An 18,115-nucleotide genomic window follows, 5' to 3' on the forward strand; every position below is an offset into this window, starting at 1 on the left:
AGCCAGCCTCCGGCGGCCAGGCGCGCGGCGTCCGGCGCGCTGAGCCAGCCGCTGAGGCAGCGCATGGCGAAGGCGGCGCTGATGAAGAACAGCGGCGGCTTTTCCATGAAGGGCTCGCCGGCCAGCGTCGGCACCACCCAATCGCCGGTCAGCGCGATATGGCGCACCAAGCCGAAGGTATAGGCTTCATCGGGTTTCCACGGTTCATGGCCGACTAGGCCGGGCAAGAGCCAGGCGGCGGCGATCAGCAGCAAGAGCCAGACAGGAATGGGCGGCAGGCCGGAAGCGGCCGGCTGCGAGGAGAAATCGTTAGAAAAACGCATGGCGTCCGCAGGGTGAAGTCGTTGTTGTTGTCTATTAGGATAGGCGCGAGAGGCGCAGTCCACAGGCATGGCGGGGCTGCGCTTGCACACTCTTGGTCATGGAGGTCCGCAGCCGGACGCTAGAGTGTAGCGTTGTTTGCCTCACCGGCAAACTCCAATCCGCAGGCTTGGGAATCAGGCGTGCGGAGGGTCTTTCGGCCGCATCGAATGCAGTGCCGATTTCTGCATTTCCAGGGTTTTGATCTGCATGCCCAGCATGCCCATATTCATGGTCAGCCAGCTTTCCACCACGCGCAATTCCGCTAGCTTGCGATCGATTTCCTCTTCGCTCATCGGCGGCAGGAAAGGCTGCATGCCGGGCGGAGTGGCGTTTTGCCAGAACTGGCGGAACAGGGAGAAGGGGTCGTTGGGGTTGAATTCGTTGCTCATGAGCGGCTCCCTTGGCCAAGAAAAAACGGGCAAGCTGTGCTTGCCCGTTCAGTATATGCCTTAAATCCCAGGCAAACGCTTACTTGCTGTTTTGCGCATCCACGGCGGCCAGCGCCACCATGTTGACGATGCGGCGCACCGAAGCGATCGGGGTCAGGATGTGAGCCGGCTTGCTCATGCCCATCAGGATGGGGCCGATGGTCACGCCGTCGGAGGCGGAAACGCGCAACAGGTTGTAGCTGATGTTGGCGGCTTCCACGTTCGGCATGATCAACAGATTGGCCGAGCCCTTCAGCGTGCTGTCCGGCATCGCCTGATTGCGGATGCTTTCCACCAGCGCGGCGTCGCCCTGCATTTCACCGTCGATTTCCAGATCCGGCTGCGCCGAGCGGATCTGGTCGAAGGCGGCGCGCATCTTCTGCGCCGAGGCGCTGTTCAGCGTGCCGAAGCTGGAGTTGGACAGCAGCGCGGCCTTGGGCGCGATGCCGAAGCGCTTGATCGATTCGCTGGCCATGCGGGTGATGCTGGCCAGTTGCTCGGCGCTCGGGTCGGCGTTGACGTAGGTGTCGGCGATGAAGATGTTGCCGGTGGGCAGGATCAGCGCGTTCATCGCGCCGGCCACTTGCTCCGGGTTGTTGTAGCCGAGCACGGTTTCGACGATGTCGAAGTGCTGGCGGTACGGCCCGTAGGTGCCGCAGATCATCGCGTCGGCGTCGCCGCGGCGCACCATCATTGCGCCGATCAGCGTGGTGTTGCCGATCACGCGGCGGCGAGCCTGCTCCTGCGACACGCCCTTGCGCTTGGTCAGCTGGTAGTACTCTTTCCAGTACTCGGCGAAGCGCGGATCGGATTCGTTGTTGACGATCTCGAAGTCCTTGCCGGCCACCAGTTTCAGGCCCAGCTTCTGGATGCGCATGTCGATGACGCTGGGGCGGCCGATCAGGATGGGCTTGGCCAGGCCTTGGGTGACGATTTCCTGCGTGGCGTGCAGCACGCGCTCGTCCTCGCCCTCGGTCAGCACCACGCGCTTCTGGTCTTTCTTGGCCTGGGCGAACACCGGCTTCATGAACAGATTGGTCTTGTACACGAACTGGGCCAGTTGATCGGCGTAGGCGTCGAAGTCCTGGATCGGACGGGTGGCGACGCCGGAATCCATTGCGGCCTTGGCCACGGCCGGCGCGATCTTGACGATCAGACGCGGGTCGAACGGTTTCGGAATCACGTATTCCGGGCCGAAGGACAGTTCCTGGTCGCCGTAGGCGGTGGCCACCACGTCGTTTTGCTCGGCCAGCGCCAGATCGGCGATCGCGCGCACCGTGGCCAGCTTCATCTCTTCATTGATGGTGGTGGCGCCCACGTCCAGCGCGCCGCGGAAGATGAAGGGGAAGCACAGCACGTTGTTGACCTGGTTCGGATAGTCCGAACGGCCGGTGCCGATGATGGCGTCCGGGCGCACTTCCTTGACCAGCGGCGGCAGGATTTCCGGCTCCGGGTTGGCCATGGCCAGGATCAGCGGCGAGCGGGCCATGGATTTGACCATGTCCTGGGACACCAGCTTGGGACCGGACAGGCCCATGAAGATGTCGGCGCCGGCCATGGCGTCGGCCAGCTTGCGTTGGCCGTTGTCCTTGATCGCGTAGCGTTTCTTGGAGTCGTCCAGTTTCTCGTCGCGGCCTTCGTAGATCACGCCCTTGGAGTCGCAGACGGTGATGTTGTCGCGGTTCACGCCCAGCGCCACCAGCAGGTCCAGGCAGGCGATGGCGGCGGCGCCGGCGCCGGAAGCCACCACGCGCACTTGAGCGATGTCCTTCTCCACCAGACGCAGGCCGTTGAGCACCGCGGCGGCGGCCACGATGGCGGTGCCGTGCTGGTCGTCATGGAACACCGGAATGTTCATGCGTTCGCGGCACTTCTTCTCGATGTAGAAGCACTCCGGTGCCTTGATGTCTTCCAGATTGATGCCGCCGAAGGTGGGTTCCAGCGAACAGATGATGTCCACCAGCTTGTCCGGGTCCAGCTCGTTGACCTCGATGTCGAACACATCGATGCCGGCGAACTTCTTGAACAGCACGCCCTTGCCTTCCATCACCGGCTTGCCGGCCAGCGCGCCGATATTGCCCAGGCCCAGCACAGCGGTGCCGTTGGAAATCACCGCCACCAGATTGCCGCGCGCGGTGTATTTATAGGCGTTCAGCGGATCTTCCACGATGGCGTCGCAGGCGGCGGCCACCCCGGGGGAGTAGGCCAGGGCGAGGTCGCGCTGGGTGGTGAGAGGCTTGGTCGGGGCAACCTGGATTTTGCCCGGGTTGGGGTACTGGTGGTATTCCAGTGCGCTCTGGCGCAATTGCTCGTCCATTCTCTGGGACTCCTGAGGTTGATCTTTAGGTGGTTGGTTGGTGTAAGGGAGTAACTACACATTATACGGGCTTAACGGCGGAGCGGGCTATCGCCTTGTCTGACAAAAAACGCGATGGCGCATGCCATCGCGTTTTCATGCTTGTCAGGCGGATGCTAATTCACCATGCCCAGCGCGCGCGGCAGCCACAGCGAGATTTCCGGCACGTAGGTGACGGCCACCAGGAAACCCAGCATGGTCAGCAGCCACGGCCACACCGCCACCGTCAGTTCGGTGATGCCCATCTTGGTGATGCCTGAGGCGACATAAAGGTTCAATCCCACCGGCGGATGGCACATGCCCACTTCCATGTTAACCGCGATCAGAATGCCGAAATGGATGGGATTGACGCCCAGTTTCACCGCCACAGGATAGAGGATGGGCGCCATGATCAGCACGATGGCGGACGGGTCCATGAAGTTGCCGGCGGCCAGCAGCAGGATATTGGTCAGCAGCAGGAAGGCGACGATGCCCAGGCCCTGGCTGGTCATCCACGCCGCCATCGCCTGCGGAATCTGCTCGGAAGCCAGCAGGAAGGAGAACAGCACCGCGTTGGTGATGATGTAGAGCAGCATGGAGCTCATCGACGCCGCGTTCAGCAACACCTTGGGCACGTCCTTCAGCCCCATGTCCTTATAGACGAAGACCGCGATCACGAAGGCGTACACCGCCGCCATCGCCGCCGCCTCGGTGGGCGTGAAGATGCCGCTGTAGATGCCGCCTATCACCAGCGCGATCAGCAGCAAGCCCCAGACGCTGTCGCGGAAGGCCTGCCAGCGCTCGCCCCAACTGGCGCGTGGCAGCCGCGGGTAATCGAATTTCTTGGCGCGGAACCAGGTGGTCAGGCCCAGCAGCAGGGACAGGCACAGGCCGGGCAGCACGCCGGCCATGAACAGCTGGCCCACCGATGCGGTGCTGACGCTCATGCCGTTGGGACCGGTGACATCCATGCCGGCGGTGGCGATGCTGTACATCACCAGGTTGATCGACGGCGGGAACAGGATGCCCAGCGCGCCGGAAGTGGTGATCACCCCGGCACCGAAGCGCTGCGGATAGCCCTGCTTGACCATGGCCGGCAGGATGATGGAGCCCACTGCCACCACGGTGGCCACCGAGGAGCCGGTGATGGCGGCGAACAGCGCGCAGGACACCACGCCGGCCAGGCCCAGCCCGCCGTACCAATGGCCGACCAGGGTGGTGGCGAAGCGTATCATGCGCTTGGCCACCCCGCCGTGCATCAGGAAGTTGCCGGCCAGGATGAAGAAGGGGATGGCCATGATCTCGAACTTCTCGATGCCGGTGAACAGCTTCAGCGCCACCGAGGTGATCGGCACTTCCGTCATGGTGAACAGGAAGGTCAGCACCGTCAGGCCCAGGGAAATGGAAATCGGCATGCCGGTCAGCATCAGCAGCATCAGCAGGCCAAAAATGATCAAGGCGCTCATGGCCGGCCTCCGTGGTGCAGATCATGGGGGTGCATATTGTCCAGTTGCTCATCGCCTTCCAGGCCATCCACATGGCCATGGTCATGCTTGGGCAGCGAGCCGGTCTTGACGAAGTTCCAGGCCACTTGCAGGAAGCGGAAGCACATCAGCGAAGAGCCACAGGGAATGGCCAGGTAGACCAGCCACATCGGCGCTTCCAGATCGGGGGAAGTTTGATCGGTGTGGGCGATGTCCCAGACGAAATCGGCGCCCATGACGGCGACGGTGCCGGTGAACAGTGCGCCGGCCAGCAGGCCGAACACGATGAAGCGGGCGCGGCGCTTGTCGCTGAGCCGGTTGATCAGCACATCGACGCCGACATGGATGCCGGTGCGCACGCCGTAGGCGGCGCCAAACTTGGCCATCCAGACAAAGAGGTAAATGGTCAGCTCCTGCGCCCAGGACATATTGATGTGGGCCAGCAGCGGCTGCAGAGTGGCGATGCCCGAGCCGTAGCGGTGCAATACCGCGGCAAAGGTGATGAGGGTGGCGGCCCCCATCAGGCAGGCGATCATCCACTCCTCAAGGTGATCGAGGAATTTGAACATGGCTGTCTCCGCATGGAACAAGAGCATGCCGCCTGGCATGCTCTTGGACTCGCATGGTCTTATTTGGCCGGGTTGAAACCGGTCTCTTTATAAATCTGGTTTAGCAGATCCTGACCGATGCGGCCGGCCATCTTGGCATGGACCGGCGCCAGTGCTTTCTTGAAGGCGCTGCGCTCCTGCGGAGTGGGTGTATAGATCTGGGTCTTGCCGGCGGCCTTGATGCCGGCCAGCGCGCGTTCGTTTTCCTTCTTGGCGATGTCGTTGGCGTAGATGGACGCATCGCGGATCGCGCTGTCCAGCTGAGCGCGGACATCGGCCGGCAGGCCGTCCCAGAACTTCTTGTTGACGATGACGGCGTAGCCGAGGAAGCCATGCTGGGTCAGCGTCAGCTGTTTCTGCACCTCATAGGCCTTGCTGGTGTACAGATTGGACGCTTCCAGCTCGGTGCCGTCCACCACGCCGGTCTGCAGCGCCTGGTATACCTCGGAGAAGGCCATCACCTGCGGCAGCGCGCCCAGGGTGCGCATTTCCTCTTCCAGCACCTTGGACGACTGGATGCGGATCTTCATGCCCTTGAGGTCGGCCGGGGTGCGGATGGGTTTGTTGGCGGAGAAATTCTTGAAGCCGTTGTCCCAATAGGCCAGGCCCTTGATGCCCTTGCTCTCCAGCTTGCCCAGCAATTGCTTGCCGATGGGGCCGTGCATCACCTTGTTGACCTGGTCGTAGTTGTCGAACAGATAAGGCAAGTCGAAGACCTCGAACTCCTTCACCCCCAGCGGGCCGAACTTGGCCAGGCTGGGCGCCAGCATCTGCACCGCGCCCAACTGCAGCGCTTCCAGTTCTTCCTTGTCCTTGTACAACTGGCTGTTGGGATACACTTGCACCTTGACCTTGCCCTTGGTGCGTTGCTCCGCCAGTTTCTTGAAGTATTCCGCGGCCTTGCCCTTGGGGGTGTCCGGGGAAACCACATGGCTGAACTTGATGACGATCTCGCCGGCGGCGTTGGCGGTGGCGGACAATGCGAACGCGGCGCAAACGGCCACGGCGGCAAACTTCAGTTTCATTCTCATCTCCAATGTGAATGCATGGTGCGGATTTAGGAAAGGCTGCCCATGCTTAATATTATGCTTTTGTATTTTTAAGGGTAAAGCTGAGGCTACTTTCCTTTATATGCTGTCCTTGTGGACAGTCTCTATGTTCGGTGTAAAGTAGAAGTTCCCCGGTCCTTCAGCCATTAGGGACTTCAGCATTAGGATTTTCCCTAGTATGTCATGCAAATAAAAAATATGGCGCAACGCCGCTCTCCCCGCATGCTCTGGCTCAGCGCGGCCTCGCTGCTGCTGGCACTGGTTTTGGCGCTGGGCAGCCTGTTCTACCTGGTCTACCGCGATTGGCGCGACGAGCAGCAGGATAATCTGATCCAGGAAGTGCTGTGGCTGGAGCAGTCGCTGCGCATGCATCTGGAAGGGCAGCAGGAGTGGGGCGACACGCTGAGCCGGGAGATCGAGGGCGGCGCCATCGACAGCCTGCGCTTCGCGCGTCAGGCCTCCTTCTACCTGCGTGAAAACCCGGAACTGCTGACCATAGAGCAAGTGGACCTGGACGGCCGGGTGTTGCGCGATCAGCACGGCACCCGCCGCGACGGCAGGGTGTTGCGCGGCGAGGAGTTCGACGCGCTGTGGCGCGCCAACCGTCTGCTGCGTCCCAGCTACGGCGAGCCCTACCAGGGCGGGGACGGCAAATACCGTTTCGACCTGGCCGTGCCCATCGTCCACGACGGCAAGCCGCTGGGCGGGCTGCGGCTCAGCTACCAACTGGACCTGCTGCTGTTCAACCAGGTGCCGTGGTGGATCGCCTCCAAGAACTCCATCAGCATCCAGGACCTGAGCGGCAAGATCCTGGCCAGCAAGTTCGACCCGGCGGAGCGCCCGGGCACCGTCTCGCACCAGACCAGTTTCGACCCGCCCGGTTACGGCCTCTATCTGCACGCGGTCAGCTACCGCGCCGGTCTGGGCCTGACCCTGCCGGTGCTGTCCGGGCTGATCGTATTGCTGGTCAGCGCGCTGTTGTACGCGGCCTGGCGCATCCGCCGCCATGTGCGCGAGCGCGCCCACGCCGAGCAGGCGCTGGCCAAGGAAGTGTCGCTGCGCCAGGCGATAGAAGACTGCATGAAGAGCGGTCTGGTGGCGCTGGAAGACGAAGGGCGCATCGTGCGCGTCAACCGCGCCTTCTGCGACATGTTGGGCTTCAGCGCCGAGGAACTGGTGGGCCAGGCGCCGCCGCACGCGTTCTGGCCGGCCGACGACCACGCCACCATGACCGCGGCCATCGCCGCGGTGCGCGATAACCGCCAGCCGGAGCAGGGCTTCGAGCTGCGCTTCGCGCGCAAGGATGGCGAATTCATCGAGGTGAGGCTTTACGCCACGCCCTTGGTGGAAGCTGACGGCAGCCAGCGCGGCTGGATCGCGTCCTTGTTCGACATTACCGAGCGCAAGCGGCAGCGGCTGGCGCTCAATGCCTCGCACCAGCGCTTCCTCACCGTGCTCAACGGTCTGGTGGCTGGCGTCTGCGTGATGGAAGAGAGCGGCGGACTGTTGTTGTACGCCAATCCGGCGTTTGCCCGGCTGTGGCTGACGCTGGAACCGGACGGCCCTTGCTGTGTGCTGCTGCCCGGCTTGCAGGAGCAACCGGAGCAGGACGAATACGGCCTGGAATTCACCACCGACGGCGGCACCAGCTGGTTTCAGGCCCACCGTCGCCGCATCGACTGGGTGAACGGCGAATCCGCCTGGCTGGCCATCCTGGCCGACATCAGCGAGGACAAGGCGCGCGAAGGGCGGGAACTGGCGCAGCAGGAGCGTTTGCAAAACACCTCGCGCCTGATCGCCATGGGCGAAATGGCCTCCACGCTGGCGCATGAACTGAACCAGCCGCTGACCGCGATCAACACCTATGCCGCCGGCGTCAGCCGTCGCTTGCCGGCGGCGCTGGAATTGCCGGCCGGCGTGCGCGAGGCGATCCAGGCCATTGCCGAGCAGGCCAAGCGCGCCGCCCAGATCGTCAGCAGCATTCGCGCCTTCGTCAAGAAACACGAGCCGCAGCTGGAGCGGGTGGAGCCGGGGCCGGTGGTGCTGCGCGCGGTCGGCCTGGCGGAGGGCCTGGCCACCAAGGCCGGGGTCAAGCTGCAAGTGGAGCAGGACCTTGGTCGCTGTCTGCTGGACATGGACCCGGTGTTGATCGAACAAGTGCTGCTCAATCTGATGAAAAACGCGATCGAGGCGATGCAGGAAGCGCAAACCAAGCGGCCGCGGGTCAAGGTGCGCACTTCCATTGGGTCCGCGTTCTGGCGAGTGGAAGTGGTGGACAATGGCCCCGGTCTGTCCGAGGCGATGAAGAGCAATCTGTTCACCCCGTTCTATTCCACCAAGCCGGACGGCATGGGCATAGGCCTGAATATCTGCCGTTCCATCGTCGAATTCCACCGCGGCGAATTCGGCGCCAACAGCACCGTGGCCGGCGGTTGCGCGTTCTGGTTCACCCTGCCATTGGCCAAGCCTGAGTAAGAACTTGTTTACGATCTGCTGCGCGTCGGCGGGATGGATAGAAATGGGCGTTGAAACCAAGCTCAGTGCTCATGTTCCACGTGTACATTCCGCTTTTTCGCTCGTTTTCGCCTTGTCTCGCTCTTGCTCGCGAGACTTTGAACAGGCTCTAAGGGCTCACATTCGCAAAGTTATGACAACAGTCTTGTTGGTCAGGTGAACTACCGGCCTATCCCTTACTATTGTTTGTCATAAGGTTTGGGCGGGAGCACGCCGCTTGCCCGGACCCCGCCGTGGCGCTGCGCGTCGGCGCCAAGCATTCATACACCCAGGTAGGAGCTGATGATGAGCAAAACTAGCGCGATGTGTTGGCTGGCAGGCCTGCTGGCCATATTGACAATGGGCGCCGCCAATGCGGGGATCACGTTCAAGAAAGGCTGGAACGATCCCGACAACAGCGATGTGAAAGCCTATACCCAGGCCGAGGCCACCGAATACCTGAGCAATAAAAGCGATGCCTTGAAGGAAATGATCGATAAATCGGCATGCAAGCTGAATGTGTCCAAGGGCTGCCATCAGAAGAGCGATCCGCACTTTACCCTAGACGGCATAGGTTCCAAGGCGTCTTGCAAGAATATTTACGCGGGCTCGAAAAGCATTCACGTGCCTTGTCCGTGAGTCGTTGGAGACATGGAAGGCAAGCGCCGCCACTGAGGGAGCCCACGGCCGCGGCGCTTTCGCTTATGCTGTAACGGCGAGCCGCATCCCCGCCGTCCTGGCCGGATCGGCCGTTTTCCCTTATCCGACAGGAGCCCGCCGATGTCTGTTTCCATGTATCAAGCTTCCGTCCCGGTGCTGATCCGGGGCCTGAACAATCTGTCCGCCTTGCTGGACAAGGCCGCCGCCGACGCCGCCGCGCGCAAGATCGCGCCGGAAGTGCTGCTGAACGCCCGCTTGGCGCCGGATATGTTCGCGCTGACGCGCCAAGTGCAGATCGCCAGCGACAGCGCCAAGGGCTGTGTCGCGCGGCTGGCGGGCGTTGAGGTGCCGAGCTATGCCGACGAAGAGGCCAGCTTCGACGAGCTGCGCCAACGCATCGCCAAGACCGTGGCCTATGTGCAGGGCTTCTCCGCCGCGCAGATCGACGGCAGCGAAACACGAGAGGTGGTGCTGAAAGTGCGCGGCGAGGAGATCCGCTTCAGCGGTCAGAGCTATCTGCTGGGCTTCGTGCTGCCCAATTTCTACTTTCACATCACCACCGCCTACGCCATCCTGCGTCACAACGGCGTGCCGCTGGGCAAGATGGACTATCTGGGCGGGGTGTAGCCCGCCCGGACCGTCAGTCCGGCTTGGCGACTGGCGTGTCTTCCGGCGTCAGGATGGTTTCCTGCGCCAGCTCCAGTTTTTCCGGATAGTCGCGGCTGTAATGCAGGCCGCGGCTCTCCTTGCGCAGCAGCGCGGAACGCACGATCAGCTCTGAGGTCTGCACCAGGTTGCGCAGCTCGATCAGATCGTTGCTGACATGGAAATGGCGATAATACTCGTTGATCTCCTCGGCCAGCAGGCGGATGCGGTTCTGCGCGCGCATCAGCCGCTTATTGGTGCGCACGATGCCCACATAGTCCCACATCGCCCGGCGCAGCTCGTCCCAGTTGTGGGAAATCACCACCTCCTCGTCCGGGTCCGTCACCTGGCTGTCGTCCCAATCCGGAATCTTGGGCAGCTTGATTTCCGGCGCGGCCAGAATGTCTTCCGCCGCCGCCTTGCCTATCACCAAGCATTCCAGCAAGGAATTGCTGGCCAGGCGGTTGGCGCCGTGCAGGCCGGTGCAGGCCACTTCGCCCACCGCGTATAGCGCGTCGACATCGGTGTGGCCGCTCAGGTCGGTGACCAGGCCGCCGCAAGTGAAATGCACCGCCGGCACCACCGGAATGGGCTGCTGGGTGATGTCTATGCCCAGTTCCAGGCAGTGGGCGTAGATATTGGGGAAGTGCTCGCGGATGAAATGGGCCGGCTTGTAGGAAATGTCCAGGTAGACGCAGTCCAGGCCGTGCTTCTTCATCTCGAAGTCGATGGCGCGCGCCACCACGTCGCGCGGCGCCAGTTCGGCGCGCGGATCGTGTTCCGGCATGAAGCGGGTGCCATCCGGCAGCTTCAGGATGCCGCCCTCGCCGCGCACCGCCTCGGTGATCAGGAAGGACTTGCTGTGCGGGTGATAGAGGCAGGTGGGGTGGAACTGCATGAATTCCATATTGGCCACCCGGCAGCCGGCGCGCCAGCCCATGGCGATGCCGTCGCCGGTGGCGGTGTCAGGATTGGTGGTATAGAGATAGACCTTGCCGGCGCCGCCCGAGGCCAGGATGGTGTGTTTGGCGGCGATGGTGACGATCTGGTCCGCCAGCTTGTCCAGCGCGTAGACCCCGTAGGCGCGCTTGCCCGGCAGCCCCAGCTTGCGCGAGGTGATCAGATCGATGGCGATGTGATCTTCCAGCTCGGTGATATTGGGATGCGCCTTGATCTTCTGCCCCAGCGTGCTGGTCACCGCCGCGCCGGTGGCGTCCGCCGCGTGGATGATGCGGCGATGGCTGTGCCCGCCCTCGCGCGTCAGGTGGTAGCCGGTGCGGTGGGTCTCATCCTTGGTAAAGGGCACGCCCAAGGCGATCAGCCAGTCTATCGCCTCCTTGGAGTGCTCGACGATGAAACGCGTGCTGGCCTCATTGCACAGCCCGGCGCCGGCGATCAGCGTGTCGCGGATGTGTTCCTCCACCGAATCCTCGGTGTCCAGCACCGCGGCGATGCCGCCTTGAGCGTAAGTGGAACTGCCTTCCAGCAAATCGCGCTTGGTGATCAAGCCCACCTTGCGGCTTTCGGCCAGATGCAGCGCCAAGGTCATGCCGGCCAGGCCGCTGCCTATGATCAGAACGTCAAACTTGAGCATGGTGAAATCCTGCGGACGCAGAAGTCGAAACGGACAGGCAGCGTAGCAGACTTCATCCCAGGATGACAGATGCTTCAGCCGCCGCCGGATGGCGGTCCCATGGAAGCCCACGGCATCGCCAGCGTTATCCGGATTTCGTCAGCTAGTCGGTGGCGATGGCCAGGAAAATATTCACTTATTAAGAAATTTCTCATTTTCCCGCACTGCAGCAAGGTTTGAGAAACGTCTCATTCAGCTGGCGCGTGGGCCTGCAGATAATGTGCCTGCCCAATTCCCGGCGAGCAGAAAGCAGGCGGCGCGCCGGAACGGGGTATCCCCTAATAGGGTGTCCAGCGGTGGCGGTTCGGCGTTCAGGATCGCGGCTGTGGATTTCGATGGATTAAATTTTGGAGTGCGTTACATGAATAAGCTGACTATTAGCGTGGCATTGGCTTTGGGCGTCGGCCTGGCATCCCAGGCGTTTGCGGCCAACCGCGGGGAAATCGTGTTCAAGGGCAGCGTCGCCAGCAGCACCTGCCTGATCGACGGTCAGGAAGACGGCTACAAGGTAGTGGATTTCAATAATCTGAAGCCGGAGGAAATCGGGGCGACCGGCAGTGCCGCGGTGCCGTTCAGCCTGGTGATTACTGGCATGTCCAATGTCTGCAATGCCAATCGGGTGCAAATCGCCTTCAACCCGAACAACCTAAACGTGAATCGCGGCACCGGCCGTCTGAAGCTGAGCGGCCCCAGTTCGGCCACGAACGTGGAAATTGGCTTGTACAAGGGCACGGGCAGTTCCGCAGTCAAGATTCCGCTGGGTGCCGGCAATAGCGAGGATATACCTGAAGCCAATTTCACCCCGGATGTGCCAACTTCAGGGGATCCGAAAATGCGTACCGCCACCGTCGAGCTGTCCGCCAAGTTGGAGCGCATCAATCCCGCTACGGATGCTGGCAGCGGCTCGGTGTTCAGCCAGATCGACTACGTGCTGGCTTACCGCTAAGCCCCAGGTTCTGAAATTGAGTTGAGGAGGGCGGCCATGGCATGGATGGCGCGCAAATATGCAGGTCTGGCGGCTATTTATGCTGTGGCGGTCCTGATGTGGGCAAGCACCGCGGAGGCGGCGCTGGTGATCCGCGGCACGCGGATCATCTATCCCGCCCAAGAGCGGGAAGTCAGCATCCAGTTGGAAAACAAGGGCAATGACCCTGTCTTGGTGCAGTCTTGGCTGGATCTGGGCGATGCCACGGTGGCGCCCAGCGATATCCCGGTGCCGTTCACGCTGTCGCCGCCGATTTTCCGCATGGATGCGGACAAGCGCCAGGTGGTGCGCATGCTATATAGCGGCGAACCCTTGGCCACGGATCGGGAGTCGGTGTTCTGGATCAATTTCCTGGAAGTGCCGCCCAAGGCCGCCGGCGCAAACTACTTGCAGTTCACCTATCGCACGCGCTTGAAAGTGTTTTTCCGACCCTCCTCCTTGGGCGACGACCCGGCGCTGGCTCCGCGGAAAATGCGCTGGACGGTGGTGAGAGAAGCCGGGAAGCATTATCTGGAAGCGCATAACCCCACGCCTTATTTCGTTTCCCTGTTCAAGGCCGATGTGCAGGCCTCCAGCCTGACGCCGATTGAAGTGCCGGTTGACATGGTCAAGCCTTTCTCCTCCGAGCGCTTCGCCATCCCGAGCCAGGCGCAGGCCTTCAAGCCCGGTGTTCTGCTCCGCTTTCAGGCGGTGAACGACTTCGGCGGCATTATCGACGCGGAGGCACGCTTGCAATAGTCAGGCTTTCCGCCAGTGACTTTCCACGCACCGGGGCTGGCCCCGGATCAAGAATCGAAGCAATTAAGCGAGACTGCATATGGGTGGCTTGAGCGGAAGCGACAAGGCCGGGACGGGCGCGCCCGCGGTCAGGCCTTTGGCGGTATTGGTGGCGGGCCTGTTCAGCGGCGCCTGCGCCGCCGCCCACGCCGACGGCGTGACGCCGGCCGCAGTGCCGGAGCCGGCCACAGCCGGCGGCGAGCAGCCGGCTGCGCCTCGGGCGGCATCGCGCGATGTGGTGTTCGACGCGTCCTATCTATTCACTGGCGCGGGCCAGAAGGACATCGATCTCAGTCGCTTCGAACGGGAAGGCCAGATTCAGGCCGGCAGCTATAGGCTGGAAATCAACGTCAACGGCCGCTGGCAGGGCATGGAGGATATCGTGTTCGCGGAGCGCGAACCCGGCGCCAGCGCGCAGCCTTGCTTCAAGCGCGAGCAACTGGAGCGCATGGGCGTGGACATGGACAAGGCCGCGCGCGGGCAGAGCGGCAGCGGCGAGCCCAACCCGATGCCGGACAGCCTGTTTTGCGGCGAACTGGCGCAATATGTGCCGGGCGCTAAGGTCAGCGTGGACATGGCGGAACAGAAGCTGACCTTGCAAGTGCCAACGCTGTTCGTCCACTTCGCCACCAGCAGCAGCTTCGTCGGTCCTGAGAAATGGGAGAGCGGCGTCAGCGCCGCCATGCTCGATTACAACGCCAATCTATACAGCAGCGAAAGCCGGGGCACGCGCAATAGCAGTGCTTATGTCGGCCTGAATGGCGGCGTCAACCTGGGGCGCTGGCGGCTGCGCCACAACGGCTCGCTGTCCTGGTCGTCCGGCCGCTCCGGCCGTTATCAAAGCGGCTCGGTCTATCTGCAGACCGATGTGCCGGCCTGGCGCTCGCAGCTGGTGTTGGGCGAAACCTCCAGCAGCGGCGAGCTGTTCGACAGTCTGTCCTTCCGCGGCGTGCAACTGAGCAGTGACGCGCGCATGCTGCCGGACAACGAGCGCAACTACGCGCCGGTGATCAACGGTACCGCCAGAAGCAATGCCAAGGTCAGCGTGTCGCAACGCGGCTACCTGATTTACGAAACTTCGGTGGCGCCAGGCGCCTTCGCCATCCGCGATCTGCAAGTCAACAGCGATGGCGGCGATCTGCTGGTCAAGGTAGTGGAGGCCGATGGCGCCGAAAGCAGCTTTGTCGTGCCCTATGCGTCCACGCCGCAGCTGCTGCGCAGAGATATGCAGCGCTACAGCCTGATCGCCGGCCAGCTCAAACAGCCGGGCGTGGCCGACGACCCCTTCTTCGTCCAAGCCATCTACAAGCGCGGGCTGGATGGGTTGTGGACCGCCTATACCGGCGCGATCGCGTCCAGCGACTATGCGTCGGCCTTGCTGGGCATGGCCGCCAATACCCGGGTGGGCGCTTTCGCCGTCGACCTGACCCGCGCGCAGAGCCGGCAGCCGGAAGGACGGCGCTTTCATGGCAATAGCCTGCGGCTGTCGTTCAGCAAGCGGCTGGACGCCACCGGCACCAACTTTTCCTTGCTGGCCTACCGCTACACCACCTCCGGTTTTCTGTCGCTGACCGATGCCATCGCGGTGAAGGAACAGCTCCGGCAGCAACAGCCCTTCGATTCCGTGGTGCGGCAACGCCACCGCTTTGATGCCAACATCAGCCAGCAATGGGGCCGCGGCTCGCTGTACGCCAATGGCTCGATGCAGCAGTTCTGGGGCGACTCCAGCAAGGAAATCAATTTTTCCGCCGGCTACGGCAATAGCTGGCGCGGCGTCAGCTACAGCCTTTCCGTGCAGCGCACGCGCAGCCTGACCCAGGGGCTGAGCGCGGCCAACGGCAGCCGCACCACCTATCTGCTCAACCTGAGCCTGCCCTTGGGCGAGGGCCGGCGCACGCCCACCTTGAACAGCTTCGTCACCCGCGATTCCAACAGCGGTTTGCAAGCCACCGCCACCGTGTCCGGCGTGATGGACGAACAAGGCAAGGTCAATTACTCGGTCTCCGCCAGCGATGCGGAGCAAGGAGGCGCCAGCGGCGGCGCGCAATTGGGCTATAGATTGCCGTACGCCCAGCTCAACGCCAGCGTCAGCGCCGGGCAGGGCTATCGCCAATATTCCGCTGGCGCCGCCGGCGCGCTGGTGGCTCATCCCGGCGGGCTGACCCTGTCGCGCAGCCTGGGCGAGACCATCGCGGTGGTGCGCGTGCCGGACGCCGAAGGCGCCCTGGTGGGCTCCGGTCAGGCGCGGGTGGATGGCCGCGGTTACGCGGTGGTGCCCAGCCTGACCCCTTATCACCTCAACACCATAGATATCGACCCCAAGGGCATGCCCTTGGACGTGGAACTGAAGCAGACGGGCAGCAAGGGCCTGGCGCCGCGCGCCGGCGCGGTGGTGATGCTGTCCTACGACACCGAAATGGCGCGCGCCACCCTGATCAACAGCCGCTTGCCGGACAACAAGCCGCTGCCGTTCGCCGCCACGGTGCGCAACCGTGCCGGCGACAGCGTCGGTGTGGTGGGGCAGGGCGGCCGCATCCTGGCCAAGGGGCTGGAGCCCAGTGGCGAATTGAGCGTGTCCTGGGGCGAGGCGCCGGAGCAGCAATGCCGGATCGACTATCAACTGCCCAAGCGGGACGACGGCAGGCAGCAGCGCTATGAAGTGCTGGACGCGCCCTGCCAGCCGCGGCGGTGAACCCCTCTTTCCACCCCATGAGCGATTGCATGCACATCACCCGCCACATCGCGCCTTGCGCGCATCCATATCACCTGCTGCTGGCCCTGGCCTGGAGCGCGCCGGCACTGGCGCAGTTGCCGGACGCGGGCCAATCGCTGCGCGACATCGAGTCGACACGGCCGCAATTGGCGCCATCCATCGCGCCGGAGCTGGAACTGAGCGCGCCGTCCAGGCCGGAGGTGGTGGAGCCGGACAGCGGGCCGCGGCTGCGCGTCGCCGGCTTCCGTTTCAGCGGCAATACCGCCTTTGACGCGGCGACGCTGGCGCCGCTGCTGCAAGACCTGGCCGGCCGCGAACTGGGCATGGCTGAATTGAGCGCGGCGGCGGAGCGCTTGACGCGGTTTTATCAGCGGCACGGCTATCTTTTGGCCCGCGCCTATTTGCCGCCGCAGGAAATCGAGGCTGGCGAAGTGAGTATCGCGATCCAGGAAGGCCATTACGGCGCGGTGGAGCTGGACAATGCATCGCGAACCCGCGACCAGGTGCTGCGCGCGCCCTTGCGCGGGCTGGAAGGCCGGCTGGTGGAGCGTGACGCGCTGGACGAGGCCTTGCTGCGATTGAACGACTTGCCAGGCGTCAATGTGCGCGCCACCTTGCGGCCCGGCACCCAGGCCGGCCGTTCCGATCTGCTGCTCCAGGCCCAGCCCGGCGCCTTGCTCAGCGGCGGCGTCGAGCTCGATAACTATGGCGGCAAATACACCGGCGAATACCGGCTGGGCGGCAGTCTCAACCTCAATAGCCCGCTCACACTGGGCGATCAGCTCAGCCTGCGCGCGATGGGCAGCGACGGCCGGCAGCAATACCAGCGCATCAGCTACCAACTGCCGTTGGGGCCTTGGCTGACCCGGTTGGGCGCCGCCTATTCCAATATGGAATACCGGCTGGGGCGCAGCCTGAGCGATCTTGGCATGCACGGCAATGCACGCATCACCAGCGGCTTTGTCAGCCAGGCGCTGCGGCGCGGACGCAACTTCAGCCTGCACGGCCAACTGCTGTACGAAGACAAGCAGTTGAAGGACGACATCGAGTTCGACGGCAGCCGCAGCGTCAAGCGCGCGCGGCTGTGGACCGCCACCCTCAGCGCCAACGGCCAGGACGGCCTGGGCGGCGGCGGGCTCAGCCAGCTGTCGCTGGCCTACAGCGCCGGCGAACTGCGGATGGAAGACCCATTGGCGCAATGGTGGGACTACCTGACCACCGACACCCAAGGCAGCTTCGGCAAGCTCAGCCTCAGCGGCGTCCGGCTGCAAAGGCTGAGCACGCGGCTGAGCCTGTACGCCCAGCTCAATGCCCAATGGGCGAGTCGCAACCTAGACTCCTCCGAAAAAATCAGCCTGGGCGGACCCTATGCGGTGCGCGCCTACCCGGCCGGCGACGCCAGCGGCGACGAAGGCTGGATCGGCAATCTGGAAGCGCGTTACGCCGCTTGGCCCGGCGTGCAGGCCGCGCTGTTCTACGACTACGGCCAGACCCGGGCCAATAAGCGCGGTTGGGGGCAGCTCAACCCCCGGCTCCAGCGCGGCGCGCTCGGTCTGGGCCTGGGTTGGCAACAAGGCCATGGCCAATTGAATGTCAGCGCGGCCTGGCGCGTCAGCGCCGGCAACGCGGCCCCTGAACGGGGCCCCACTATCTGGGCGCAAGCGAGTTGGCTGCTTTAGGGCGTTGTTCATGTTCCGCCGCGCTGCGGCGGCGGTGGCTTGGACACGCTCTGGAGCGTCGCACGCTGGTGTTCGGTAATTCTCCTGTGTTGGGAGACTGCACTTCGTTCATTTTAAAAAGGAAGCTGTGATGAACAAGACCTACTCTTTACTCTGGAACCCGCTGCAGCAGTGCTGGCAAGTGGGCAGTGAATTGAAGCGCGCGCGCGGCAAGGCGGGCAGCGGCCGCCGCTGGCAGGGGCGCCTGCTGGCGGCGCTGGGCC

15 protein-coding genes are annotated in these 18,115 nt (G+C 63.4%); 8 read left to right on the plus strand and 7 right to left on the minus strand.

The window, feature by feature from the left end; translation table 11 throughout:
• The 6 genes from LQT98_RS20160 to LQT98_RS20185 all read right to left on the minus strand — a co-directional run.
• On the minus strand, window positions 1-323 hold a 323-nt coding region (locus LQT98_RS20160), incomplete at its 3' end, for an ArnT family glycosyltransferase (protein WP_407928961.1).
• A gap of 174 nt (window positions 324-497) precedes the next feature.
• A complete protein-coding gene (locus LQT98_RS20165) occupies window positions 498-752 on the minus strand; it encodes a PhaM family polyhydroxyalkanoate granule multifunctional regulatory protein (RefSeq protein WP_048408250.1) in 255 nt (84 codons plus the stop codon).
• Window positions 753-831: 79 nt separating this feature from the next.
• Window positions 832-3,108: an NADP-dependent malic enzyme gene (locus LQT98_RS20170; RefSeq protein ID WP_107800820.1), complete on the minus strand. Its 2,277-nt coding sequence runs from the start codon at window positions 3,106-3,108 to the stop codon at window positions 832-834.
• Window positions 3,109-3,263: 155 nt separating this feature from the next.
• The gene (locus LQT98_RS20175; protein ID WP_048408248.1) at window positions 3,264-4,592 is read right to left on the minus strand and encodes a TRAP transporter large permease; all 1,329 of its coding nucleotides are present in this window, start codon (window positions 4,590-4,592) and stop codon (window positions 3,264-3,266) included.
• Window positions 4,589-5,179 carry a TRAP transporter small permease gene (locus LQT98_RS20180; RefSeq protein WP_048408247.1) on the minus strand — a complete coding sequence of 197 codons (591 nt, stop codon included), beginning with the start codon at window positions 5,177-5,179 and terminating at the stop codon, window positions 4,589-4,591. The genes LQT98_RS20175 and LQT98_RS20180 overlap by 4 nt, the downstream gene beginning before the upstream one ends.
• A gap of 59 nt (window positions 5,180-5,238) precedes the next feature.
• Entirely contained in the window at window positions 5,239-6,243 is a 1,005-nt protein-coding gene (locus LQT98_RS20185; RefSeq protein WP_231464674.1) for a TRAP transporter substrate-binding protein, read from the minus strand.
• Window positions 6,244-6,489: 246 nt separating this feature from the next.
• Between LQT98_RS20185 and LQT98_RS20190 the strand changes: the two genes are divergently transcribed.
• The 3 genes from LQT98_RS20190 to LQT98_RS20200 all read left to right on the plus strand — a co-directional run bounded on the left by LQT98_RS20190 (window position 6,490) and on the right by LQT98_RS20200 (window position 10,047).
• Window positions 6,490-8,742: a PAS domain S-box protein gene (locus LQT98_RS20190; RefSeq protein ID WP_231464677.1), complete on the plus strand. Its 2,253-nt coding sequence runs from the start codon at window positions 6,490-6,492 to the stop codon at window positions 8,740-8,742.
• A 324-nt stretch (window positions 8,743-9,066) separates the two neighbouring features.
• Window positions 9,067-9,399 carry a hypothetical protein gene (locus LQT98_RS20195; RefSeq protein ID WP_231464680.1) on the plus strand — a complete coding sequence of 111 codons (333 nt, stop codon included), beginning with the start codon at window positions 9,067-9,069 and terminating at the stop codon, window positions 9,397-9,399.
• Window positions 9,400-9,540: 141 nt separating this feature from the next.
• Complete coding sequence (locus LQT98_RS20200) at window positions 9,541-10,047, plus strand: DUF1993 domain-containing protein (protein ID WP_231464683.1); 507 nt, start codon at window positions 9,541-9,543, stop codon at window positions 10,045-10,047.
• Between the two features lie 13 nt (window positions 10,048-10,060).
• Here the strand turns inward: LQT98_RS20200 and nadB are convergent, their stop codons facing one another.
• A complete protein-coding gene (gene nadB / locus LQT98_RS20205; protein ID WP_231464685.1) occupies window positions 10,061-11,659 on the minus strand; it encodes an L-aspartate oxidase in 1,599 nt (532 codons plus the stop codon).
• Window positions 11,660-12,059: 400 nt separating this feature from the next.
• Between nadB and LQT98_RS20210 the strand changes: the two genes are divergently transcribed.
• The 5 genes from LQT98_RS20210 to LQT98_RS24210 form a co-directional block, all read left to right on the plus strand.
• Window positions 12,060-12,644, plus strand: a complete 585-nt coding sequence (locus LQT98_RS20210) for a fimbrial protein (protein WP_231464688.1) — start codon at window positions 12,060-12,062, stop codon at window positions 12,642-12,644.
• A 96-nt stretch (window positions 12,645-12,740) separates the two neighbouring features.
• Window positions 12,741-13,421: a fimbria/pilus periplasmic chaperone gene (locus LQT98_RS20215; RefSeq protein WP_231464691.1), complete on the plus strand. Its 681-nt coding sequence runs from the start codon at window positions 12,741-12,743 to the stop codon at window positions 13,419-13,421.
• A 79-nt stretch (window positions 13,422-13,500) separates the two neighbouring features.
• Entirely contained in the window at window positions 13,501-16,152 is a 2,652-nt protein-coding gene (locus LQT98_RS20220) for a fimbria/pilus outer membrane usher protein (RefSeq protein ID WP_231464693.1), read from the plus strand.
• Between the two features lie 29 nt (window positions 16,153-16,181).
• Window positions 16,182-17,852, plus strand: a complete 1,671-nt coding sequence (locus LQT98_RS20225; protein WP_231464696.1) for a ShlB/FhaC/HecB family hemolysin secretion/activation protein — start codon at window positions 16,182-16,184, stop codon at window positions 17,850-17,852.
• Between the two features lie 130 nt (window positions 17,853-17,982).
• Window positions 17,983-18,115: ESPR domain-containing protein (locus tag LQT98_RS24210; RefSeq protein ID WP_407928962.1), on the plus strand; the 133-nt coding region annotated here is incomplete at its 3' end.

It is taken from the genome of Chromobacterium aquaticum (genome assembly GCF_021129195.1).
GTDB lineage: Bacteria > Pseudomonadota > Gammaproteobacteria > Burkholderiales > Chromobacteriaceae > Chromobacterium > Chromobacterium aquaticum.

Bases quoted from the DNA above. Each gene is read 5' to 3' on its own strand.
- LQT98_RS20165 (WP_048408250.1), bottom strand. From the start codon at position 752: ATGAGCAACGAATTCAACCCCAACGACCCCTTCTCCCTGTTCCGCCAG.
- LQT98_RS20170 (WP_107800820.1), bottom strand. From the start codon at position 3,108: ATGGACGAGCAATTGCGCCAGAGCGCACTGGAATACCACCAGTACCCC.
- LQT98_RS20175 (WP_048408248.1), bottom strand. From the start codon at position 4,592: ATGAGCGCCTTGATCATTTTTGGCCTGCTGATGCTGCTGATGCTGACC.
- LQT98_RS20180 (WP_048408247.1), bottom strand. From the start codon at position 5,179: ATGTTCAAATTCCTCGATCACCTTGAGGAGTGGATGATCGCCTGCCTG.
- LQT98_RS20185 (WP_231464674.1), bottom strand. From the start codon at position 6,243: ATGAAACTGAAGTTTGCCGCCGTGGCCGTTTGCGCCGCGTTCGCATTG.
- LQT98_RS20190 (WP_231464677.1), top strand. From the start codon at position 6,490: ATGCTCTGGCTCAGCGCGGCCTCGCTGCTGCTGGCACTGGTTTTGGCG.
- LQT98_RS20195 (WP_231464680.1), top strand. From the start codon at position 9,067: ATGAGCAAAACTAGCGCGATGTGTTGGCTGGCAGGCCTGCTGGCCATA.
- LQT98_RS20200 (WP_231464683.1), top strand. From the start codon at position 9,541: ATGTCTGTTTCCATGTATCAAGCTTCCGTCCCGGTGCTGATCCGGGGC.
- nadB (WP_231464685.1), bottom strand. From the start codon at position 11,659: ATGCTCAAGTTTGACGTTCTGATCATAGGCAGCGGCCTGGCCGGCATG.
- LQT98_RS20210 (WP_231464688.1), top strand. From the start codon at position 12,060: ATGAATAAGCTGACTATTAGCGTGGCATTGGCTTTGGGCGTCGGCCTG.
- LQT98_RS20215 (WP_231464691.1), top strand. From the start codon at position 12,741: ATGTGGGCAAGCACCGCGGAGGCGGCGCTGGTGATCCGCGGCACGCGG.
- LQT98_RS20220 (WP_231464693.1), top strand. From the start codon at position 13,501: ATGGGTGGCTTGAGCGGAAGCGACAAGGCCGGGACGGGCGCGCCCGCG.
- LQT98_RS20225 (WP_231464696.1), top strand. From the start codon at position 16,182: ATGCACATCACCCGCCACATCGCGCCTTGCGCGCATCCATATCACCTG.